The sequence below is a fragment of the Pseudomonas sp. Pseusp15 genome (assembly GCF_059492165.1).
Window position 1 is genome coordinate 4,308,365 of the sequence record NZ_CP168523.1, and the last position, 22,994, is coordinate 4,331,358.

General features: G+C 59.6%; 14 protein-coding genes and 1 riboswitch. Of the genes, 6 read left to right on the forward strand and 8 right to left on the reverse strand.

Annotated features, from left to right (window positions below):
* The first annotated feature begins 46 nt into the window (after positions 1-46).
* On the forward strand, positions 47-481 hold the full coding sequence (locus tag ACEN8R_RS19580) for a Z-ring associated ZapG family protein (RefSeq protein WP_018930114.1): 435 nt from the start codon (positions 47-49) through the stop codon (positions 479-481).
* Positions 482-631: 150 nt separating this feature from the next.
* Here ACEN8R_RS19580 and ACEN8R_RS19585 read toward each other — a convergent pair whose 3' ends face one another.
* Both ACEN8R_RS19585 and ACEN8R_RS19590 read right to left on the reverse strand, forming a co-directional pair.
* The gene (locus ACEN8R_RS19585) at positions 632-1,363 is read right to left on the reverse strand and encodes a YiaD family glycine zipper/OmpA-like lipoprotein (protein ID WP_018930113.1); all 732 of its coding nucleotides are present in this window, start codon (positions 1,361-1,363) and stop codon (positions 632-634) included.
* A 104-nt stretch (positions 1,364-1,467) separates the two neighbouring features.
* Complete coding sequence (locus tag ACEN8R_RS19590) at positions 1,468-2,112, reverse strand: MBL fold metallo-hydrolase (protein WP_018930112.1); 645 nt, start codon at positions 2,110-2,112, stop codon at positions 1,468-1,470.
* Positions 2,113-2,314: 202 nt separating this feature from the next.
* Here ACEN8R_RS19590 and ACEN8R_RS19595 point away from each other — a divergent pair, with 202 nt between their 5' ends.
* The gene (locus ACEN8R_RS19595) at positions 2,315-8,581 is read left to right on the forward strand and encodes a M10 family metallopeptidase C-terminal domain-containing protein (protein ID WP_258613133.1); all 6,267 of its coding nucleotides are present in this window, start codon (positions 2,315-2,317) and stop codon (positions 8,579-8,581) included.
* A 113-nt stretch (positions 8,582-8,694) separates the two neighbouring features.
* Here ACEN8R_RS19595 and ACEN8R_RS19600 read toward each other — a convergent pair whose 3' ends face one another.
* From ACEN8R_RS19600 to ACEN8R_RS19620, 5 genes are all read right to left on the reverse strand, one after another.
* Positions 8,695-11,433, reverse strand: coding sequence for a winged helix-turn-helix domain-containing protein (locus ACEN8R_RS19600; protein WP_495624268.1), 2,739 nt, complete (start codon positions 11,431-11,433; stop codon positions 8,695-8,697).
* Positions 11,434-11,869: 436 nt separating this feature from the next.
* Positions 11,870-13,234, reverse strand: a complete 1,365-nt coding sequence (locus tag ACEN8R_RS19605; protein ID WP_018929604.1) for a DUF1329 domain-containing protein — start codon at positions 13,232-13,234, stop codon at positions 11,870-11,872.
* Between the two features lie 28 nt (positions 13,235-13,262).
* Complete coding sequence (locus ACEN8R_RS19610) at positions 13,263-15,152, reverse strand: DUF1302 domain-containing protein (protein ID WP_018929603.1); 1,890 nt, start codon at positions 15,150-15,152, stop codon at positions 13,263-13,265.
* 333 nt (positions 15,153-15,485) lie between these two features.
* Complete coding sequence (locus tag ACEN8R_RS19615) at positions 15,486-17,168, reverse strand: fatty acid--CoA ligase (protein ID WP_018929602.1); 1,683 nt, start codon at positions 17,166-17,168, stop codon at positions 15,486-15,488.
* A gap of 147 nt (positions 17,169-17,315) precedes the next feature.
* Entirely contained in the window at positions 17,316-18,500 is a 1,185-nt protein-coding gene (locus tag ACEN8R_RS19620) for an MFS transporter (protein WP_018929601.1), read from the reverse strand.
* 84 nt (positions 18,501-18,584) lie between these two features.
* Between ACEN8R_RS19620 and ACEN8R_RS19625 the strand changes: the two genes are divergently transcribed.
* Positions 18,585-19,355 carry an AraC family transcriptional regulator gene (locus tag ACEN8R_RS19625; RefSeq protein ID WP_018929600.1) on the forward strand — a complete coding sequence of 257 codons (771 nt, stop codon included), beginning with the start codon at positions 18,585-18,587 and terminating at the stop codon, positions 19,353-19,355.
* A gap of 13 nt (positions 19,356-19,368) precedes the next feature.
* Here ACEN8R_RS19625 and ACEN8R_RS19630 read toward each other — a convergent pair whose 3' ends face one another.
* Positions 19,369-19,998 (reverse strand): LysE family translocator, encoded by a 630-nt coding sequence (locus ACEN8R_RS19630; protein ID WP_018929599.1) that lies wholly within the window; start codon positions 19,996-19,998, stop codon positions 19,369-19,371.
* Positions 19,999-20,089: 91 nt separating this feature from the next.
* Between ACEN8R_RS19630 and ACEN8R_RS19635 the strand changes: the two genes are divergently transcribed.
* From ACEN8R_RS19635 to ACEN8R_RS19645, 3 genes are all read left to right on the forward strand, one after another.
* On the forward strand, positions 20,090-21,055 hold the full coding sequence (locus ACEN8R_RS19635; protein ID WP_018929598.1) for a 2-hydroxyacid dehydrogenase: 966 nt from the start codon (positions 20,090-20,092) through the stop codon (positions 21,053-21,055).
* Between the two features lie 33 nt (positions 21,056-21,088).
* Entirely contained in the window at positions 21,089-22,087 is a 999-nt protein-coding gene (locus ACEN8R_RS19640) for a methyltransferase (protein WP_018929597.1), read from the forward strand.
* 51 nt (positions 22,088-22,138) lie between these two features.
* Positions 22,139-22,263, forward strand: a riboswitch (yybP-ykoY riboswitch).
* Between the two features lie 91 nt (positions 22,264-22,354).
* Positions 22,355-22,939 (forward strand): TMEM165/GDT1 family protein, encoded by a 585-nt coding sequence (locus tag ACEN8R_RS19645; protein WP_026286682.1) that lies wholly within the window; start codon positions 22,355-22,357, stop codon positions 22,937-22,939.
* Positions 22,940-22,994: the final 55 nt, after the last annotated feature.

The following is a 22,994-nucleotide window of genomic DNA, read 5'->3' on the forward strand; positions in this document are numbered from 1 at the left end:
TTCGAGCCGTTAACGTAAAGCAAAGCCGTTTATAGAGGAAGGACTCGTGGAACACTCGCTCTTAGTTTGGTTGTTGCCGACTCTTGCCCTGGTTGTGGGTGTCGCCATTGGATTCCTGATCGCTCGCCTGGTGCCGAATGCCGCTCCGAGCAGCACGCAACGTCAGCTGGATGATATTCAGGAACGTTTTGACAAGTATCAGAACGAAGTGGTCACCCACTTCAACAGCACTGCATCCCTGGTCAAGAAACTGACTCAGAGCTATCAGGAAGTGCAGGATCATCTCGCCGAGGGTGCCAACCGCCTGGCCCTGGACGAGCAGACTCGCCAACGCTTGCTGGCTGCCCTGCACGCTGACGCGGTGCAGGCTCCACGGGAACGCCTGACGCCACCGCGCGATCAGGAACCGCCTCGCGATTACGCTCCCAAAGCCCCGAACGCGCCGGGCATGCTCGATGAGCATTACGGCCTGAAGAAGTAATCAGGTTTCGCGCGACACAAAAAGCCCTCGGACGAGTGATTGTCCGAGGGCTTTTTTATTCTGAAGTTTTCATCGCCTGAACAAGCGACACAAAAAAATGCCCGATCCTTTAAGGATCGGGCATTTTCATTTCAGGAAGAGGTCAGCCTCTTATGGGTACTGCTGAACAGTGCCTGGCTGTTGCTGACCGCCGTATTGCTGGCCCGGAATCGCCTTCAGGTTGACCTCGACGCGGCGGTTCTGTGCCCGGCCATTGGCATCACCGTTGCTGGCAATCGGGTTATCCGGCCCGGCACCACGTGCCGACAGGTTGGCGCCGCTGACACCCTGTGAGGTCAGGTAAGTCGCCACGCTCTGGGCGCGACGCTGGGACAGGTCCATGTTGTGCTGGCGGCTGCCGGTGCTGTCGGTGTAGCCGACGATCTCGATCTGGTTCTGGTTGAACTCCTTGAGCGAGCCCGCCAGGTTGTTCAGCGGCTGGTAGAAGCTTGAGGCAATGTTCGCCGAATCGGTGGCGAACGTGATGTTACCCGGCATGATCAGCTTGATCTGATCGCCCTGGCGCTGCACCTCAACCCCGGTGTTGGCCATGCTGGCGCGCAGCTTTTTCTCTTGCTGGTCGGCGTAGTAACCGTAACCGGCGGCAGAAGCACCCACCACAGCGGCGCCAATCAGCGCGCCCTTGCCACGGTTATCGTGGCTGATGGCAGCACCGGCCAGCGCACCGGCCAAGGCGCCGAGGCCACCGTATTTGGCGGTTTTGCTCATGCCCGTGGAGCTGCCATCGGCCTGACCCTGGTTGTCATAAGGGTTCGGCGATGCGCAACCGGACAACAGAGCCACCGCAGTAGCGACAACAATCAAACGACGCGAGGTGAACATGGAGGAGCTCCTACTTTTTTGCATTCTGTGGTGCAACGGACTTAAGCAATGAACCTTTGCGGGCTTTGGATCACTGGCAACAACAAAAATTCCGTCAGTGCCATTCAAGCTCGCACAAAGGGGTTACCGCGCATTTCATCGCCCAGAAAGGTGTCCGGACCATGCCCGGCCACTACGGTTGCCTCTTCGTCGAGGGTATACAACCGCTGCTTGATCGATCGCACGAGTGTTGCCTGATCACCACCCCACAAATCCGTGCGCCCTACCCCACGCTTGAACAGCGTGTCACCGGCAATCAGCAGCTTAGCCTCTGAAAACCAAAAGCTCATGGAACCCGGCGTATGACCCGGCGTGTGCAACGCAACACCACAACCGCAGGCCAGCTCTTCTTCGTCGGCCAACCAGCGATCCGGCGATGGCACCGGGGTGTAAGGCACACCGAACATCTGGCACTGCATCTCCAGGTTGTCCCAGAGGAACTGATCGTCCTTATGCAGGTGCAGCGTCGCGCCGGTTTTCTCCTTCAACTGACCCGAGGCCAGGAAGTGATCGAGGTGTGCGTGGGTATGGATGATGCTGACCACCTTCAGGCCCAGGGCGTCGAGACGGGCGAGGATCAGTTCGTGATTACCTCCCGGATCGACCACGATGGCCTTTTTGGTGATCGGGTCGCCGATGATTGTGCAGTTGCACTGCAAAGGGCCGACGGGGAAGGTTTCGCGAATGAGCGTTGGAGCGATGACGGTCATGGGCAATCCTGAGCAAACACTGGAGTTCCGGCTTCACGATTCTACGTCACTCGCCGATACAGATCGCAAGGTCAGCAATTTGACGCCACCAAATAAAAAGTAGCGGCCTTTTGATATCAAACTCATAGATTCTCATGCAAAATCGTATTTTTTGTAGCGGCCGCACTCAGGAAGGGCCGCAGACCTCATCTAGGAATGTCCCATGCCACGCCCTCTCAGCTACTCGTTTACCTCGTTTACCAGTATGACCGGCAATAAGTTCGTCGACAGCTTACTCGCGGATGATCATTGGTATGGTCCGCGCTGGCACGAGCAAGGCACGCCAACAATGCTGACCTATAGCTTCGCTGGCACGGGCTCCTTATTCGCCCGAGACTACAGTCCATCGAATGAGTATGAAAACGGCTACTCATTGACTGGAGCACAACAAAGCGCTGTCACCAGTGCCTTGGGGGGGTGGAGCGCTGTGGCCAACGTGCAGTTCTCTCTCGTTCAGGAAACTGTCGTCAATGTGGGTGACTTACGCTTCGGCGGCTATTACGGGATGGACAGCAAGTATGCCGCCTGGGCCTATTTCCCTGACACGACCCCTGCGGGTGGCGACGTCTGGATCGGCCCATCGACCAATGACCCTTCTCCCGTCAAAGGCTCGTTCGATTACCTGACCTTTGTGCATGAAATCGGTCATGCGCTGGGTCTCAAGCATCCATTCGACACAACCCCCGACAACAAGCTGGTGCTGGACCCATCGCTTGATGACGTGCGGTTCACGGTCATGAGCTACAACGACTCCTATTCGTACCAACCCACCACCCCAATGCTGCTGGATATCCTCGCCATTCAAAGCCTTTATGGCGCCAACACCCAATGGCAGGCCGGGAACACCGTTTACTCGTGGGCCCCCACGCAGTCGGTGTTCGAAACCATCTGGGATGCCGGCGGGAACGACACAATCGACGCCAGCAACCAGTTGGCGGCAGTGCGCATCAACCTCAATGAAGGTCAGTTCAGCCAGATCGGCAAAGCGTTCACCGACCCGAATGGCGATGCTTTCAATGAAGGGCTGGCGATTGCTTATGGCGCGAAGATTGAAAACGCCTATGGCTCGGCTTTTGATGACTCGCTGATTGGCAACTCGCTGGGTAATTTACTCAACGGCATGGCCGGCGCGGATACCATGGATGGCGGTGCAGGTAATGACAACTATGTCGTCGACAACACCGGCGATGTGGTCATTGAGCGGAGCACGTCGATCTCGGAGATCGACACGGTCTACTCCTTCATCGATTACACCCTGGGCAGTAACCTCGAGAACCTGACACTGCTGGACGGCGCCAACCTCAACGGCACCGGCAACGCCCTGAACAACGTGATCACCGGCAATAACGGCAACAACATTCTGGACGGCGGCATCGGTGCCGACTACCTGGCTGGCGGTACCGGTAATGACACTTACATCGTCGACAACATCCGCGACGTGATTGTTGAAACCAGCACCCTGGCCAGCGAAATCGACATTGTGCGCTCTTCGGCGACCTTCACCCTGAGCGCCAACCTGGAAAACCTCACACTGACCGGTTCGGCCAACATCGATGGCATCGGCAACGCCCAAAACAACGTGATCACCGGCAACGATGGCAACAACCAGCTCGTTGGTGGCGCCGGTCTCGACACCCTGATCGGCGGCAAGGGCAACGACGACTACGGCCTCGATCAGGCCGGCGAGTTGGCCCTGGTCCAGGAAAATGCCAACGAAGGCACCGATACCCTTTACATCACCTACGCTGCCACGGCACAGACCAGCACGGTCGACCTGAACCTGAGCAACCTGCAGAACGTCGAAAACGTGCTGTTGCTCGGCCCCGGCGCTTTTACCGTACTCGGCAACGACCTGAACAACACCCTGACCGGCAACAGTGCTGACAACGTTCTCAATGGCGGCCTCGGTGCCGACCTGATGATCGGCGGCGCCGGCAACGACACCTACGTCGTCGACAACCTCGGCGACGTGATCATCGAGACCAGCGCCCTGGCCAGCGGCATCGATACGGTTTCGTCCTCTCTCGATTACACCCTGGGCAGTAACCTGGAGAACCTGACACTGTTGGGCGCAGCCAACCTCAACGGCACCGGCAACGCCCTGAACAACGTGATCATCGGTAATACCGGCAACAACATCCTGGACGGCGGCATCGGTGCCGACACCCTGGCCGGCGGTACCGGTAACGACACCTACATCGTCGACGACACCCGCGACGTGATTGTTGAAACCAGCACCCTCGTCGGCGAGATCGACACCGTGCGCTCTTCGGCGACCTTCACCCTGAGCGCCAACCTGGAAAACCTCACACTGACCGGCGCGGCCAACATCGATGGCATCGGCAACGCTTCGGACAACGTGATCACCGGCAACGATGGCAACAACCAGCTCATTGGCGGCGCCGGTCTCGACACCCTGATCGGTGGCAAGGGCAACGACGACTACGGCCTCGATCAGGCCGGCGAGCTGGCTCTGGTCCAGGAAAACATCAACGAAGGCACCGATACGCTCTACGTTCTCTACAACGCCACGGCACAGGCTAATGTCGTCGACCTGAACCTGAGCAACCTGCACAACGTCGAGAACGTGCTGTTGCTCGGCACCGGCGCTTTTACCGCGCTGGGCAACGACCTGAACAACACCCTGACCGGCAACAGTGCTGACAACGTCCTCAATGGCGGCCTCGGTGCCGACCTGATGATCGGCGGCGCCGGCAACGACACCTACGTCGTCGACAACCTCGGCGACGTAATCAGCGAGACCAGCACCCTGGCCAGCGAAATCGACACCGTGCGTTCTGCGGTGACCTTCACCCTGGGTGCCAACCTGGAAAACCTCACGCTGACCGGTTCGGCCAACATCGATGGCATCGGCAACGCCCAAAACAACGTGATCACCGGTAACGATGGCAACAACCAGCTCGTTGGCGGCGCCGGTCTCGACACCCTGATCGGTGGCAAGGGCAACGATGACTACGGCCTCGATCAGGCCGGCGAACTGGCCCTGGTCCAGGAAAATGCCAACGAAGGCACCGATACCCTTTACATCACCTACGCCGCCACTGCACAGACCAGTACGGTCGACCTGAACCTGAGCAACCTGCAGAACGTCGAGAACGTGCTGTTGCTCGGCACCAGCGCTTTTACCGCGCTGGGCAACAACCTGAACAACACCCTGACCGGCAACAGTGCTGATAACGTCCTCAATGGCGGCCTCGGTGCCGACCTGATGATCGGCGGCGCCGGCAACGACACCTACGTCGTCGACAACCTCGGTGACGTAATCATCGAGACCAGCACGCTGGCCAGCGAAATCGACACGGTTTCATCCTCCCTCGATTACACCCTGGGCAGTAACCTGGAGAACCTGACACTGTTGGGCGCAGCAAACCTCAACGGCACCGGTAACGCCCTGAACAACGTGATCATCGGCAATACCGGCAACAACATCCTGGACGGCGGCATCGGTGCCGACTACCTGGCTGGCGGTACCGGTAACGACACCTACATCGTCGACAACATCCGCGACGTGGTCGTCGAGTCCAGCACCCTGGCCAGCGAGATCGATACTGTGCGCTCTTCGGTGAGCTACACCCTGGGCGCCAACCTGGAAAACCTCACACTGACCGGTGCGGCCAACATCGATGGCATCGGCAACGCTTTGGACAACGTGATCACCGGCAACGATGGCAACAACCAACTCGTTGGCGGCGCCGGTCTCGACACTCTGATCGGCGGCAAGGGCAACGACGACTACGGCCTCGATCAGGCCGGCGAACTGGCCCTCGTCCAGGAAAATGCCAACGAAGGCACCGATACGCTCTACGTTCTCTACAACGCCACGGCACAGACTGATGTCGTCGACCTGAACCTGAGCAACCTGCAGAACGTCGAGAACGTGCTGTTGCTCGGCACCAGCGCTTTTACCGCGCTGGGCAACAACCTGAACAACACCCTGACCGGCAACAGTGCTGATAACGTCCTCAATGGCGGCCTCGGTGCCGACCTGATGATCGGCGGCGCCGGCAACGACACCTACGTCGTCGACAACCTCGGTGACGTAATCATCGAGACCAGCACGCTGGCCAGCGAAATCGACACGGTTTCATCCTCCCTCGATTACACCCTGGGCAGTAACCTGGAGAACCTGACACTGTTGGGCGCAGCAAACCTCAACGGCACCGGTAACGCCCTGAACAACGTGATCATCGGCAATACCGGCAACAACATCCTGGACGGCGGCATCGGTGCCGACTACCTGGCTGGCGGTACCGGTAACGACACCTACATCGTCGACAACATCCGCGACGTGGTCGTCGAGTCCAGCACCCTGGCCAGCGAGATCGATACTGTGCGCTCTTCGGTGAGCTACACCCTGGGCGCCAACCTGGAAAACCTCACACTGACCGGTGCGGCCAACATCGATGGCATCGGCAACGCTTTGGACAACGTGATCACCGGCAACGATGGCAACAACCAACTCGTTGGCGGCGCCGGTCTCGACACTCTGATCGGCGGCAAGGGCAACGACGACTACGGCCTCGATCAGGCCGGTGAACTGGCCCTCGTCCAGGAAAATGCCAACGAAGGCACCGATACGCTCTACGTTATCTACAACGCCACGGCACAGACTGATGTCGTCGACCTGAACCTGAGCAACCTGCACAACGTCGAGAACGTGCTGTTGCTCGGCACCGGCGCTTTTACCGCGCTGGGCAACGACCTGAACAACACCCTGACCGGCAACAGTGCTGACAACGTCCTCAATGGCGGCCTCGGTGCCGACCTGATGATCGGCGGCGCCGGCAACGACACCTACGTCGTCGACAACCTCGGCGACGTAATCAGCGAGACCAGCACCCTGGCCAGCGAAATCGACACCGTGCGTTCTGCGGTGACCTTCACCCTGGGTGCCAACCTGGAAAACCTCACGCTGACCGGTTCGGCCAACATCGATGGCATCGGCAACGCCCAAAACAACGTGATCACCGGTAACGATGGCAACAACCAGCTCGTTGGCGGCGCCGGTCTTGACACCCTGATCGGTGGCAAGGGCAACGACGACTACGGCCTCGATCAGGCCGGCGAACTGGCCCTGGTCCAGGAAAATGCCAACGAAGGCACCGATACCCTTTACATCACCTACGCCGCCACTGTCCAAGCCACGGGCCTGCCCAGCACGGTCGACCTGAACCTGAGCAACCTGCACAACGTCGAGAACGTGCTGTTGCTCGGCGCCGGCGCTTTTACCGTACTCGGCAATGATCTGAACAACACCCTGACCGGCAACAGTGCTGACAACGTCCTCGATGGCAGCCTCGGTGCCGACCTGATGATCGGCGGCGCCGGCAACGACAGCTACAGCGTCGACAACCTCGGTGATGTGGTCGTCGAGACCAGCACCCTGGCCAGCGAAATCGACACTGTCTATTCCTTGATCGATTACACCCTGGGCAATAACGTCGAGAACCTGAACCTGGTGGGCAGTACCAACCTTAATGGCACCGGCAACGCCCTGAATAACGTGATCAACGGTTACATCGGCGACAACATCCTGGACGGCGGCATCGGTGCCGACTACATGGCTGGCGGTACCGGTAACGACACCTACATCGTCGACAACATCCGCGACGTGGTAGTCGAGACCAGCACCCTGGCCAGCGAGATCGATACTGTGCGTTCTTCGGTGACCTTCACCCTGGGCGCCAACCTGGAAAACCTCGCACTGACCGGCGCGGCCAACATCGATGGCATCGGCAACGCTTTGGACAACGTGATCACCGGTAACGATGGCAATAACCAGCTCGTTGGCGGCGCGGGTCTTGATACCCTGATCGGCGGTAAGGGCAACGACGACTATGGTCTCGATCAGGCTGGCGAGCTGGCCCTGGTCCAGGAAAACGCCAATGAAGGCACCGATACGCTCTACGTTCTCTACAACGCCACGGCCCAGACCAACACCGTCGACCTGAACCTGAGCAACCTGCACAACGTAGAGAACGTGCTATTGCTCGGCACCGGAGCCTTTACCGCGCTGGGCAACGACCTGAACAACACCCTCACCGGCAATGCCAGTAATAACGTCCTGGACGGTGGCCTCGGTGCCGACATCCTCACCGGCGGCGCGGGTGCGGACAAGTTTGTGTTCAGTGCTGTGAACGAAATGGGCACAGGCGCCAATCGCGATGTCATCACCGACTTCAATAGCCTGCAAGGCGATAAAATCGATCTGACGAAGTTCGACGCCAATTTGCTGAGTGCTGGTTTCAACGGCTTCAGCTTTATCGGCGCGAATGACTTCACCGGTGCAGGACAACTGCGCTTCGTCGACCACGTGCTCTATGGCAACGTCAATGGCGACCTGGGCTCGGACTTCGAAATCCAGTTGGTGGGTGTCAATACCTTCGGTGCTAACGATTTGGTAGCCTGACGATTCGTCACGTAAGTAAATTCCAGCCTGCCATGCAGGCCGGAATGTACAAATGAAAACGCCCCGACTCGTCCGGGGCGTTTTCGTTTTTGTGGAGGACTGTTCTTGCGATGCTAAACCAACACCCCCAACTCCTTCGCCCGCGCCACCGCCTGTGTACGCCGCTCGACCCCCAGCTTGCTGTTGATATGGCTGGCATGGGTTTTAACGGTATGCAGCGAAATGAACAACTGCTCACTGATTTCCTGATTCGAACACCCCAGTGCGATCAGTCGCAGAACGGCCAACTCACGTGTACTGAGTTGTTCGGCGGCTGGCGATGACTCCACTGCCGAACGGGAAGCCATGACTGGAAGCTTTTCCAAGAGGTTCTGCGCAACGGCCGTCGGCGCACAGAGTTGAAGTTGCCCGCGCAGCCAGTCCGGGTGCTCGGCCAGCAATCGGTCAAAGGGTTGCAAGACACCACTGGAAGCCGCTTCCAGCGCCTGGGCCAACGCCTTACGGGCCTCGGGTTCGCGCCCGCTCACCAGCAACAGCATGACTTTCTGACTCAGCGCCATCACGCTGAGCATCTGCCTACCGCTGCGCTGACCGTGTTCATGCAGCGCATTTAGGCGCCCCTCCGCGAGCATGGGCTGGCCCTTCATCATGTCCAGCACCGCCTGTTGCAACTCAATGTGCAGCGGCAATTGCGGATGGAATTCCGGGGGAGCCGCCGGGTGTTCGCCATTGTAGGTCTGGCCCAATCTCGCGAGCCAGGCTTCAGCCAGATCGGTGCGGCCCTGAGCCAGCCAGAGTTCACATTTGACCTGGGTAATCATCGCCAGATAGTAAATCGGCGGGACGTCCCAGATGTGCATCAGGCGCTCGGCCTCGGCAAGTTCGGCGAAGGCCTTCGCGAATTCGCCGCTGTTGCCCTCCAGCCGGGCAATCACGCAGTGGCCGATCAATACGCTGATATCGCGACAGGCCCGGGCTTCGCCCAACCCCGCTTGCAAACGTGCCCGTGCGGCCTGGGGTTGCAAGCGCAGCGCCAGCAAAAAACCCTCGTACAAGGTCAGGCGTGCGCGCACCGCATAGAGTCGTTGAGGGGATAAACCTTGCAAGCGTTGCAACCCCTGACGGACTTCATCCAGTGAACGAAGAATCTCCCCGCGCGCTTGCAGCACGCGGGCGCGATCATAATGAGCCAGCGCCTCGAACAGCGGATTGCCGACCCGTTGCGCCAGCTCCAGGGACTCACGGTTCAACCCTCGTGCACGCCAGAGGTCGCTGTCGGCGATGGCCAGATTGGATAAAGTCGAGAGGCACATCAACCGCTGCCCATAGCGTTTGGCCGGCAGGCTTTCCAGCGCTTCGGTGCAATAGAGCATGGTCAGCTCGCGATTGCCTCGCCCCCGGGCAATGATCCCGCTCAGGGCCAGCCATTGCGCCAGCATGGATTTTTGCGCAGTAGCCGACGGCGCCGGCAGGAAGCGGCTCAGGTGACTGGCCAGCTCTTCGGCGGCGTCCAGTTGACAGGCCAGCCCCAATGCCCAGCTGTAGAGCACGATCAGCCGTGGCGTGCTGATTAACAGGCTATCGGGCAAGTCCATTTTCCAGCGCAGCAACATGCCGACGTTCTGCTCGGCCAGCAGTTGCTCTTCAGAAAGGTTTTGCACCAGATTCGCCGCGACATCCAGATGCCCGGCGCGCAACGCCTGCTCCACCGCCTCATCGAGTAGCCCTTGGGCGTTGAACCAGCGGCAGGCGCGCAGGTGCAAGCTGGCCGTCGGCACCATCGCCTGGGCGGTGGGCCGGCTGCGCAACAGATCGGAAAAAAGGTGGTGATAGCGATACCAGTGACCGTGTTCGTCCAACGGCACCAGGAACACCTGATGCGCCAGCAGGAAACGCAGGATTTCGGCGCTGTCATGGGCTTCGCGTACAGCGTCGCACAGCTCACTGCAAAAGCGCTCCTGGGGCGCGGTGTCGTACAGGAATGACTGCACCTCGGCGGGCAGGCAATCGATGACTTCTTCGAGCAGGTAGTCGCGAATCAGCCCTTCCCCGCCGTACAGCGACTGGGGCAATGCACCCTCGCTGCCCACCTCGGAGGCCGCCAATAGCCAAAAGCGCAGCCCTGCCACCCAGCCTTCGCTGCGCTGGATCAAATTCTCCAGCGCCTCGCCACGCAATGAAATGCTGTGTCGATCAAGCAGGCTCAGGGCTTCATCATGGGTCAACCGAAGATCCTGCTCATGCAACTCGAGCAGTTGCCGCGACAGCCGCAGGCGTGCCAGATGCCAGTCCGGACGCTGCCGACTGGTGACCATGACCAACAGGCCATCGGGTAAATGATTGAGGAAAAACTGCAGACAACGATCGAGCACCGGGCCCTGGGCCAGATGATAGTCATCAAGTACCAACAGCAGCGGCGTGTTGGGTGAGAGGTGCACGGCCAGTTCATCGAGCAAACCGTCCAGCCATTCTTCAAAGGCGAACGGTTGATGACGTTGGCGCATTTTCAGCAGCCCCAACGCCTGGCTGCCCAGTTGTGGAAAGTAGTCCTGAAGACCTTCGAGCAGGCGCTCAAGAAAACGGCCGGGATCACTGTCCCGCAGACTCAAGCCCAGCCACAGGCTTTGCCAGTGATCCGGCAACCCCTGACAAAACTCCACCGCCAATGAACTCTTGCCGAACCCTGCCGGCGCGCTGACCAACAACAGCCTGCCACCGAGACCTGCACTCAGGCGCTCGCACAGACGCGGCCGCAGCACATGGCCGGCGGGCAGCGGAGGCCGGAAAAAACGCCCGTCCAGTGCCGCGACGGCAACGCTTGCAGGGCCCGGAAGTGGGGACAGATCAGTCATGGCCGGCTCTTGTTTGAAATACTGATGGCGGCGTTACAGATGTCCGCAGCCTAGCGGTAAACGAAGAGCTATTGAAGGTTATTGCTACAAATGGCTACAAAAAGACTACGAGCAAAAATGTCGGTAAACCGGACAGCCACACCGGACAACGATCTTTATGAACTGCCAAAAAAACGCCCCGAACCAGTCGCAATGCTGTTCACTTAATCGCACTCCCAGTCATGCCTACCTTTGTGGCGAGCGAGCTTGCTCGCGCTGGGCTGCGTAGCGGCCCCAAAAATCTGACAACCATTGCCGATTTTTGTGAGTGCTACGCACTCAAGCGGGAGCAAGCTCCCTCGCCACAGGTTTCTCTGACTCAAGACTCTCTTAAGTGAACGGTATTGCGAACCAGTCGGGGCGTTTTTTCGAGGATGCGGCCTCGGGTTACAACGTTTTAGCGAACGCCTTCCTGACGCAACGCGGCCGGAGTGAAGTCGGCGGTGCTGGCGGTGAAGCCGAAGTTATAGGCCGACTTCTCTTCGTTCTTCATGCCCAGTGCCAGGTAGCGGCCCGATTGCAGGTCGTACAAGGTTTCGAGGGCATACCACGGCACTTGCTTGTCGTAGTAGTTCTCGGAGTGAGCCTCGGCGACGCGCCACAGTTGCCCGCGACCGTCGTAGTGGTCGACCACTGCCGCCTGCCAGGTGTCTTCGTCAATGTAGAAGTCACGTTTGGCGTAGATGTGACGCTGACCTTCCTTAAGCGTCGCGACCACATGCCAGACCCGGCGCAGTTCATAGCGAGCCAGGTCCTGGTTGATGTGACCAGCCTTGATGATGTCGGCGTACTTCAGCTGTGGCGAATCGAGCTTGTAGCTGTCGGAGGCGATGTACATCTCTTTCTTGCCTTCGAGCTTCCAGTCATAGCGATCCGGCGCACCGTTGTACATGTCCAGGTTGTCGGAGGTACGCAGGCCATCGGCAGCGGTACCCGGCCCGTCATAGGACACTTGCGGCGCACGACGCACTCGGCGCTGCCCGGCGTTGTAGACCCACGCCGAACGCGGCTCTTTAACCTGGTCGAGGGTTTCGTGCACCAGCAGCACGCCACCGGCCAGACGAGCCGGCGCGGTCACTTTCTGCTTGAAGTAGAACAGAATGTTGCCCGGGTTCTTCGGGTCGTAATCCTTCATCCTGTCGCGGAACACGAACTGGTCCTCGAAGTACACCAGGCTGAACGAGCCGTTCGCCTGCGGCGTGGCCTGGGTTATCAGACGGGTCACACTGCCGCCGCGATAACGGGTGATATGGTTCCAGATGACTTCAACGCCACTTTTCGGAATCGGGAACGGGATCGCGGTTTCGAAATTCTCCAGACCGTTACCGCCGGACACCAGGTTAGTGTTGGTAGCGTTCTTCTTGATGGAGGCAAACACCTCATCCGGCACAGTGGCGCCGCGATGGGACGGGTAGACCGGCATCTTGAAGGTTTCCGGGTAACGCTTGAACATCGCGTACTGGCCCGGCGCGAGTTTGTCCTTGTACTGGTCGACGTTCTGCGCGGTGATGGTGAACAGCGGTTTTTCACTCGCAAACGGATCAGACAGAAAACCCTTGCTGTCCACGCTACCGGCGTTTTTTGGCATCGGTTTCCAGGCCGGGATCGAGCCGTCGGCGTTGCCTGCCATCTCGGCCCCCATCGGGGTCAGGCTCTTGCCCAGCTTGTCCGCTTCGGCCGCAGGGACCGCCGCCATGACAGCGGTCGCCAGCAGCGAAAGCCCCAGAACACCAACATGGAACAGACTCTTTGTTATTTTCATAAATGTGTTCGTCCTGAAAATACTGTGCTTAGAAGTTCACGCCGAAGCTGAGCGCAACGAAGTCGCGGTCATCTACGGTGGTGTACTTGCCGTCGAAGAAGTTGGTGTACGCCAGGCTCGCGGTGTAGGTGTTCTGGTATTCGGCATCGAGCCCCAGGCTTACCGCTTTACGACCTTCCTCGAAGTTGCCGCCAGGGCCTGGCGAGTAACCGCTCACGTCGTGGGACCAGGCCACGTTCGGCTTGAGGTTCACACCGGCGAATACGTCGGGGTATTCCCAAATGGCCCGGGCGCGATAACCCCACGAAGTGGCCGTAGTGAAGCCGTCGTTGTTGCAATTGCGGCTGCGGTTGTTGGTAGCGGCACCCGCGCCGGCACCATTGATGGTGCTGGTGTTGAGGATCGCCGAGCAGGTATCGAGGCCACCGGTGGACGGCAGTTCGCCAGGCCCGTAGACCGGGTCACGGCCATAACGGACGTCAGAGGTGCTTTCCAGGCCACCGACGTGGGTCACGCCCAGTTCGCCCACCAGGGTCAGACGGCTGGCGCCCATGACCTGATCGAAGAAGTGCGTCAGGGTGGTCTGGAACTGGGTGATTTCCTTGCGGCGATAGCCGTGCAAGTCCTGACCCGGCACACCATTAAGCAGCGAAGCATTGGTCAGGGCGCCGCCCAATGGACGCACGCCGGCGAACAGAATGTCGGTGGAGTTGAGCTGCACCGGCGCGTTCGGACGATAGCTGAGCTCACCGCTCCACGCCGTGCCGGTAGGCAAGGTAGTGGAGAAGCTCAAGCCGTAGAGGCGGATGTCTTCCGGGTACTCGACGAAGTAGTTCGAGTTACCCGCGACCACCAACGGCGCCAGAGCCCGAAGCGCCCCCGGCAAGGCCGCTGCCCGTGCATAGGCCGATGCTGGAGCACCCGTGGCGCTGAAAATCGGCGCACGGCTGTGATAGTTCATGAAGTAGGCGCCGAACTCGGTATCCAGCGGCTCAAACATGTATTTGAGGGACGCGCCCCACTGACCGCTGTCCCGCGCATCGCGATCCGCGCCACGGCGCACCAGCACACCTTCTTCGTTGACGTCCACGCCCAGCCTGGTCAATGTCGGCAGAGCGGCGGCCGGAATGGTCGAACGCTTGTTCAGCACGCGCAGGTTGTTGTCGCAACCGTCGGCAATGATGTCGGGCTGGGAGAAAAAGGTGCCGCAGTTGTCGACGACGGTCTGGTCCCATTCCAGCTGATAGAAGGCTTCGGCCGACAGGGTGTCGGTGAGGCTCTGGGACACGTAGAACATGTTGACCGGGATCAGACCTTCCTTGACCTCGGCGCCGGGACGACGGAACGCGGAGACGTCGATCGGGTTGATCGAGTTGATGCCGCCGCCGATGAAAGTACTTTCACCCCAACTCACAACCTGCTTGCCCAGACGCACGGAACCCGGCTGATCGGCAATGGAGTAGTTGTGGTAGACGAAGGCGTCGAGGATCTCGCCGCCGGAGGATTTGGCGCCTTCCTTGCGGTTGCTGTCGCTGATGTCCTTGAATTCGCGGCTTTCATCCTTGAGTTCGAAGTCGTACCAGTATTTGCCTCGGACGAAGACACCGGTGTCGCCGTATTTCAATTCAAGGTCATGAATACCCTTGAAGATCTTCGAGAAAGTTTCGCCACTCTTGAAGTTGGCGTGACCGTCATCGGACGTCTGGGACAGGCCATGGCCCCCGTTATTGACGCCGATCAAGTTTTTGTTGGGACTCTGAGTAGACCAACTGGCTCCGATCGACAGGGATGAGTCGAATTGACCTTCGATTTCACCAACGTTGAAACTGACGCCGAATGCGGGCCCGGCGAGCGAAGAGGCGAGACTGACCGCCAGGGGCAGTTTCGCCCGGCGCCAGAACTGGTTTACTGATGTCATCGACGCTACTCCATGTGCATTATTGTTATGGCTTAGTACTTTTAAAAACGCTGTGGGTAACCGGAAGCCAAGCGGTCCGAAGTCACTCCAAAGTTGCATCGCCCCGTTTATTGCGTGAGCTCCGTTCTTAAAAATCCTTGAGCGGACTATAGCCAGCAGGTAGTAGTGCTTGATCCCTCTAAAGTGTGATTTGCGCTGCCGGCCACTCTGGAACAGTCCTTTCGCCAGTCCGACACATGTCGGCACGGCAAGGATGGCTGAAAATTCGGATTTCACAAGCCAAGCGCTTGCTTGGTGGCTCTGGCGTGCCCTTTTGGGCACGCCAGATGACGCTTAAAGCGTCGAGAGGAAGGTACTGTTGTTGGCCTGCCATTCGGTGATGTCGACGCGGATACGCTTCTTGTCGAGCTTGCCGACGCTGGTCTTGGGAATTTCAGTAACAACGGCGATCTGACTCGGGATAGCCCACTTGCTCAGGTGCCCCTGTTCAACGTACGGCTTGAGGTGCTCCTTGAGTTCCCTGGCCCCGATCTGATGCCCTTCGCGAACCACCAGCAGCGCAAATGGGCGCTCGCCCCACTGTGGATCGGCGATGCCCACCACTGCTACCTCGCGTACCGCAGGGTGGCGACTGATCAGGTCTTCCAGGTCCAGGGAAGAGATCCACTCGCCACCGGTCTTGATTACATCCTTGATCCGGTCACGGATGTCGATCACGCCCATGCTGTCCAGGGTTGCCACGTCGCCGGTGTGCAGCCAGCCCCCGGCCCAGAGCTCGGCGCCTTTTTGCGGCTCGTTGAAGTAACCCTCGGTGAGCCACGGCGCACGCAGCACCAGTTCGCCCTGGGTTTCGCCATCGGCTGGCAGGAAGTTGCCCTCGGTGTCGACGATTGCCGCCTCAACCAACGGCCCCGGCACACCCGCCTTGATCCGGTAGGTGGTGCGTTCGTCTTCGGTGCCGGCCATCAGCTCATCGTTGAGGTGGGCACATGATACCAATGGCCCGGTTTCCGACATGCCATAAGCGGCGGTCAATTGGATGCCCTTGGCCTTGGCGGCGTCGTACAGGGCATGGTTGAGCGCACTGCCGCCGATGACGATTTTCCAGCCACCGAAATCGACGTTTTGCGCCGCCTTGGCATTGAGGACCATTTGCAGAATGGTCGGCACGCAGTGGGAAAAGCTCACCTTCTCCTTGCGCCACAGCTCCACCAGATACTCGGGGTCGTAACGGCCCGGATAAACCTGCTTGAGCCCGAGCATGGTCGCCACATACGGCAAGCCCCAGGCATGCACATGGAACATCGGGGTGATCGGCATGTACACGTCGTTGGTGCCTAACAGCCGCACGCTGTCGATGGCGCCCATGATGGTCGCCACGCCCATGGTATGCAGCACCAGTTGCCGATGGGTGAAATACACGCCTTTGGGGTTACCGGTGGTGCCGGTGGTGTAGAACGTGGTGGCCACCGAGTTTTCGTCGAAGTCCTGGAAGTCGTACTGCGGGCTCGCCGCGGCCAGCAGTTGCTCGTACTCGCCGACAAGGTTCGGCAACTCGGCAGTTTTTTCCGGCAAGTCGGTCAGCAGCAGGGTTTTCTCCACCGTGGTCAGGTGCCCGGCAATCGCCTTGTACAAACCGACGAACTCGCTGTTGACCAGCACAAAGCGGTCCTCGGCGTGGTTCATGGTGTAGAGAATCTGTTCTGGCGACAGCCGCACGTTAATGGTGTGGATCACCGCGCCGATCATCGGGATGGCGAACATGCACTCCAGGTAGCGATGGCTGTCCCAGTCCATTACCGCCACGGTATCCCCGGCCTTCACGCCGGCTTCTGTCAACACATTGGCGAGCCGTGCGACCCGCTCGATCAGGGTCGGATAGCTGTAGCGCAACTGATCGCGATAGATGATCTCCCGAGTTTTTTCGTAACGGGCGCCGGACATCAGCAGCCGTTTAATCAACAACGGATACTGGTAAGCGCCCTCGGCTGGAGGAATAACGCGAGTCTGCAACATAAGAGTCCCTTTTTGACTGCACAGTCTTGGCTGCTAAAGCTAAGCACTCTAGAGGCCTTGAACGCCAGCCAAATCAGCCAAAGGTATGATTTGCAGAGCCGCACAAATGCTAGCTTTGCGCCAGCATTTGCGAGAGTTCGTCAGCCGTTACGCCATTTTTCCTACGGCAGCCTCGGCTGGTGTCCGGGGGAAAACCATTGCAGCCACGAAGGTCAACGCCGCAATACTCGCCAATATCAGGTAAAGGCCTACGAAACCTTGGCGCGGTTCGACGAACGAAATCAGCGGAATCGCGGTAGCACTGGCACCGAACGATAAACAGTAACGCAGCGCGAAGACTCGGGATTGCCATTGCGGCGCGACAAAGTTGGCGACCATCGCATCATTCACCGTGACCTGGCCAAACACCACGAACATGAACGCCGCACCCAGCACGATCACGGCCCAGCCGTCGACATAGGCCAACCCGAACAACAGTGGCGCCTGGCACAGCGTCAACACTATGAACGGCCATTTCAGACTGAAACGATGCAAGACCCGGCCGATGCTCAACTGCGCCACGGCGCCGAAGGCATACGCCAGGCTGACTACGACGCCAAGGATTTGCGGTGAAGTAAACAAATCGTGCAGGCGTTCCTGAAACAATTTCGGATAGGTCATGGTCGTGGCGTTGAACACCACACCGCCGGTCGCGGTGGCCAAGGCCAGTACGCCGAACACCATGACCATGGAAATCCGCTGGCCAGCCGCATCTTTGAGCGGTGTGTGCGCACGCTTGGGGATCGGTTCTTCGCGCACCTGAAATGCGAAACCGATGCCCAGCCCAATCGCCACCACGCCAGGCAAAACGAACGCCGAACGCCAGCCGAGTTGCGCCACCAGCAACCCGGTGATCAGCGCCGAAAACGCCACGCCAAGGTTGCCCCACATGCCGTTGATACCGATTTCACGGCCCCGGTTCTGCGCGTAAGCCACCAGCATCGCGGTGCCCACCGGGTGATAGATCGCGGCGAAAATACCGATCAGCGTCAGGCCGAGTACCAGCATCGGTGCGCTGTTGCTCACGCCGGTAAAGATCGCCGAAGCGCCAATGCCGAAAAAAAACACCAGCATCATTTTCCGTCGGCTCCAGCGATCCCCCAGCCAGCCGGCCGGCAGCGAACAGGCGCCAAAGGCAATAAAGCCACCGAGAGACAGGCCGATCAGCGCGGCGTAGTCCAGTGCGAAGGCCTGGGTCATGCCGAGAACGGCGGCGGGGAAAATCAGCATGAACATGTGATCGATCACATGAGCTGCGTTGATATAGCGGAGGACATTTCTGGACTGGTTCATCGCGGCACGCTTACGTTGTAGTGAGCGGCTTATGCTAAATTGGCAAAAAAGAGTAATTCTGACAACAAAGTCATTGGATCTGACATGTTAATCAGCCATTTCCTGCACGGGCCGGTCAGCGCCTATCCGCGAGATTACGTGGACGGTGCTCACCAGGAACTGCATCAACACCGCGAAGCTCAGTTGCTGTACGCCGTTTGCGGCACCATGCGAGTGGTCACTGCGCAAGGTGCCTGGGTCATACCACCAACCCGAGCCGTGTGGATTCCACCATTGGTGGCGCATGAAATTTTCATGTCGGGCGAGGTGCGCATGCGTTCGCTGTTCATTGCCCCCGAACTGTCGCCGCCAACGCTGCAACAGTGTTGCGTGCTGGCCGTCACGCCACTGCTGCGTGAGCTGATCCTGCGTGCGATGCAAGGTCCGCAACACGCGAAAAACTCATTGATTCAGCGGCTGATGCTGGAAGAAATCGCCAGCCTGGAAAACCTTCCGCTACACATTCCAATGCCCGAAGATCGACGCCTGCTGGGCATCTGCCTGGCGCTGATGCGCACACCGAATCACTCCAACACCCTGGAAGACTGGGCACAACAGGTCGGCGCCAGCTCTCGAACCTTGGCGCGGCTGTTCCAGCAGCAACTGAAGATGAATTTCAATGCCTGGCGCCAGCAACTGCGCCTGATGGAAGCCCTGCCGCGTCTGCTCGCCGGGGAAAGCGTGCAGAGCGTGGCGCGCGACCTGGGCTACGGCAGTGCTCGGGCGTTCAGCGCAATGTTTCGCCGTTTGCTCGGGGAAAACCCTCGGGAATACCTGAACGCGCTGAACAAATTGAGCGAACTCAATCCCCCGTAGATACTCAGCGCGATCAATGCATCTCGGTGAACGCGAGTTTCACGCCGATGGCGATCAGCACCGCGCCCATGGTCCGGTCGAACCAGTGGCCCATGCGGGCGAAACCGGCGCGCACGCGTTGTTGACTGAACAACATCGCCACCAGGCAAAACCAGATAGCCGTTGCCGCCGCCAGATAGATCCCGTAACCGGCCTGTACCGCCAGCGGCGTGTGCGGGTTGATCACCACGGTGAACAGCGACAGGAAAAACAGCGTGGCTTTCGGGTTCAAGCCATTGGTCACGAACCCCGCAGTGAAGGCGCCCCGCGCGGTGCGCTCACCCGCTTCCTGGTGCAGATCGTCAGCCGCAGGTTTGGCCGGTTGCGCGCGCAGGGCCTTGTAGCCGATGTACAGCAGGTACGCGGCAGCGGCCCATTTCAAGGCGTTGAACAGCACGATCGACTGAGACACGATCAGCCCGATCCCCAGCAGCGAATAACCGACGTGCAGGAAAATCGCCGAACCGACGCCCAGCGCCGTCCAGGTCCCGGCACGGCGACCGTGAGTCACGCTCTCCCGCACCACCACGGCGAAATCCGGGCCGGGGCTTGCAACAGCCAGCAGGTGAATCAGGGCAACGGTCAAGAATTCTGTCCAGTACATGGGGGCTCCCTTTGGCCAAGCGTAACTGCTTGTTTCATCTGGTAGGCTCGGCAGATTACGCCTTCAGTTCAACGCACAAAAGGTACAGTTGATGACGAACTCTCGCCACGCCGTTTTCCTCGACCATCCGTCCCTGGACCTCGGCGATCTCGACCTCAGCCCACTACGCGAGTGCTTCAGCGACTTGCAGCTGTTCGCCCAGACCACGCCTGCGCAGGTGATCGAACGCCTCAAAGGCGCCACTGTCGCCATCACCAATAAAATCCTGATTGATGCGGCGGCCATGGCGGCCAGCCCCGAGTTGAAGTTGATCCTGATCACCGCCACCGGCACCAACAATGTCGACCTTGCTGCAGCCCGCGCCCACGGAATCACTGTTTGCAATTGCCAGGGTTACGGCACGCCGTCGGTGGCTCAGCACACGATCATGTTGTTACTGAACCTGGCGACGCGCCTGGGCGACTATCAAAAAGCCGTCGCCGAAGGTCGCTGGCAACAGGCGAAACAGTTCTGCCTGCTGGATTACCCGATCGTCGAACTCGAAGGCAAAACCCTCGGCTTGCTCGGCCACGGTGAACTGGGCGGTGCCGTCGCGCGGCTGGCCGAAGCGTTCGGCATGCGCGTCTTGTTGGGGCAGATTCCGGGCCGCCCTGCCCGCCCGGACCGCTTGCCGCTGGACGAGCTGCTGCCGCAAATCGACGCCCTGACCCTGCATTGCCCGCTCAACGAACACACCCGACACTTCATCGGTGCCCGTGAACTGGCCTCGATGAAGCCCGGTGCTTTCGTGGTCAACACCGCGCGCGGCGGCTTGATCGACGAACACGCATTGGCCGACGCCCTGCGCAACGGCCACTTGGGCGGCGCGGCCACCGACGTGTTGAGTGTCGAACCACCGACTGCGGGCAATCCGCTGCTGGCCCAGGACATTCCACGGCTGATCGTCACCCCGCACAACGCCTGGGGCAGCCGCGAGGCGCGGCAGCGAATCGTTGGCCAGTTGACGGAAAACGCTCAGGCTTATTTCAGCGGTAAAGCGCTGCGGGTCGTCAGTTGATAAACTGCGGCACTTTTTTTCAAGGAGCAGAGTATGGATCCGCGCAGTGAAGTACTGCTTCGTCAGGCCGAGTTGTTCCAGGGTTCGGTGCTGCTGGCCGGTTTGCCCGCCGACGACTTGCTGGGTCGCTTGCCCGATGCCCACGGCTGGTGCTGGCACGCCGGCGATCAAGCAGCACTGGACGCCCGTTTCGCCGGGCGCAGCCATTTTGGCGTGAATGCGCCGGAGCGCGAATTCGACAGCGCCGTGGTGTTTCTGCCCAAGTCCAAGGACCTGACCGACTATATCCTCAACGCCCTCGCCTCTCGTCTGGCCGGTCGTGAGTTGTATCTGGTCGGCGAAAAACGCAGCGGCATCGAAGGCGCGGCCAAGCAGTTGAACCCCTTCGGCAAACCACGCAAGCTCGACAGCGCACGGCATTGCCAGCTCTGGCAGGTCACCGTGGCCAATGCGCCAGAAGCCAAATCGCTGGAAAGCCTGGCCCAGGCCTATGAACTGCCATTGGCCGAAGGGCCGTTGAAAGTCATCAGCCTGCCGGGCGTGTTCAGCCACGGTCGACTGGATCGCGGCAGCGCCCTGCTGCTGGAACATCTGGACAAACTGCCCAGCGGCCACCTGCTGGACTTCGGTTGCGGTGCAGGCGTGCTGGGGGCCGCGGTCAAGCGGCGTTATCCGCACAACCAGGTCACCTTGCTCGATGTCGACGCATTTGCCGCCGCCAGCAGTCGCCTGACCCTGGCCGCCAACGGTCTGGAAGCGGAAGTGCTGACCGGTGACGGCATCGACGCAGCGCCCATGGGCTTGAGCGCGATTCTGAGTAATCCACCGTTCCATGTCGGCGTACACACCGACTACTTCGCCACAGAGAACTTGCTGCGAAAAGCAGCTAAACATCTGAAAAATGGCGGCGAACTGCGGTTGGTTGCCAACAGTTTCCTGAAGTATCAGCCGCTGATCGAAGAGCACTTGGGCGCGTGTGCGATCAAGGCTGAAGGACAGGGTTTTAGAATCTACCGGGCCAAGCGCGGCTGAAAACGCTTTTGTAAAAGAAGGCTTGCCCAATCGGATTTGCCTAGGCAGAATCCGCTCCGTCCTAGGGGAGTAGTCTCCCACGAGCGCCATGCTCGTCCGGCATACGTCAACATACTTGGTCCTCAGACCATGGCGTATGCGACCCACGCGTCCGCATCAGACGGATCGCAGGGTTTGACAAGACCTATGACACGAACACCTTACCCGGGGCGGGAAGGCTGTACGTGTCATAGCCGTGTCGACCCGCCCCTTAGGAAAACCCTGATGATGCTGGACTCTCTACTCGTTCCCACCGCAATCGTTGCCTTGGCCGAAATCGGCGACAAGACGCAACTGCTCGCACTCATTCTCGCCGCTCGCTTTCGCAAACCCTGGCCGATCATCGCCGGCATCGTCGCCGCGACCCTGGCCAACCACGCGGCGGCCGGTGCGGTAGGCGCCTGGTTCGGCAGTTTCTTCTCGAATGCGACGCTTCACTGGATCCTCGCCGCCAGCTTCGCCGCCACGGCGCTGTGGACACTGGTGCCGGACAAGATGGACGAAGACGAAGCCAGCACCGCCCGCAAGTTCGGACCGTTCCTGACCACGCTGATTGCGTTCTTCCTCGCGGAGATGGGCGACAAGACCCAGGTCGCGACCGTGATGCTCGCCGCGCAATACCCGGATCTGTGGCTGGTGATCCTCGGCACCACCGCCGGGATGTTGATTGCGAACGTGCCGGTGGTACTGGCGGGTAATTTTGCAGCGGAAAAACTGCCTCTGACTTTGATCCGTCGCCTGGCGGCGTCGGCGTTCTTCATCCTGGCGATTGTCGCGGTGTACAAGGCGATGCAGAGCAGTGGCTGGGTTTGACCCTGGATCTGGTGAGTAACAGATTGTGGCGAGGGGGCGTTCCGACAAGCCTCCT

Coding starts and splice junctions, on each gene's coding strand:
- ACEN8R_RS19585 (WP_018930113.1), bottom strand. CDS start 1,363: ATGTTCACCTCGCGTCGTTTGATTGTTGTCGCTACTGCGGTGGCTCTG.
- ACEN8R_RS19590 (WP_018930112.1), bottom strand. CDS start 2,112: ATGACCGTCATCGCTCCAACGCTCATTCGCGAAACCTTCCCCGTCGGC.
- ACEN8R_RS19595 (WP_258613133.1), top strand. CDS start 2,315: ATGCCACGCCCTCTCAGCTACTCGTTTACCTCGTTTACCAGTATGACC.
- ACEN8R_RS19600 (WP_495624268.1), bottom strand. CDS start 11,433: ATGACTGATCTGTCCCCACTTCCGGGCCCTGCAAGCGTTGCCGTCGCG.
- ACEN8R_RS19605 (WP_018929604.1), bottom strand. CDS start 13,234: ATGAAAATAACAAAGAGTCTGTTCCATGTTGGTGTTCTGGGGCTTTCG.
- ACEN8R_RS19610 (WP_018929603.1), bottom strand. CDS start 15,152: ATGACATCAGTAAACCAGTTCTGGCGCCGGGCGAAACTGCCCCTGGCG.
- ACEN8R_RS19615 (WP_018929602.1), bottom strand. CDS start 17,168: ATGTTGCAGACTCGCGTTATTCCTCCAGCCGAGGGCGCTTACCAGTAT.
- ACEN8R_RS19620 (WP_018929601.1), bottom strand. CDS start 18,500: ATGAACCAGTCCAGAAATGTCCTCCGCTATATCAACGCAGCTCATGTG.
- ACEN8R_RS19625 (WP_018929600.1), top strand. CDS start 18,585: ATGTTAATCAGCCATTTCCTGCACGGGCCGGTCAGCGCCTATCCGCGA.
- ACEN8R_RS19630 (WP_018929599.1), bottom strand. CDS start 19,998: ATGTACTGGACAGAATTCTTGACCGTTGCCCTGATTCACCTGCTGGCT.
- ACEN8R_RS19635 (WP_018929598.1), top strand. CDS start 20,090: ATGACGAACTCTCGCCACGCCGTTTTCCTCGACCATCCGTCCCTGGAC.
- ACEN8R_RS19640 (WP_018929597.1), top strand. CDS start 21,089: ATGGATCCGCGCAGTGAAGTACTGCTTCGTCAGGCCGAGTTGTTCCAG.
- ACEN8R_RS19645 (WP_026286682.1), top strand. CDS start 22,355: ATGCTGGACTCTCTACTCGTTCCCACCGCAATCGTTGCCTTGGCCGAA.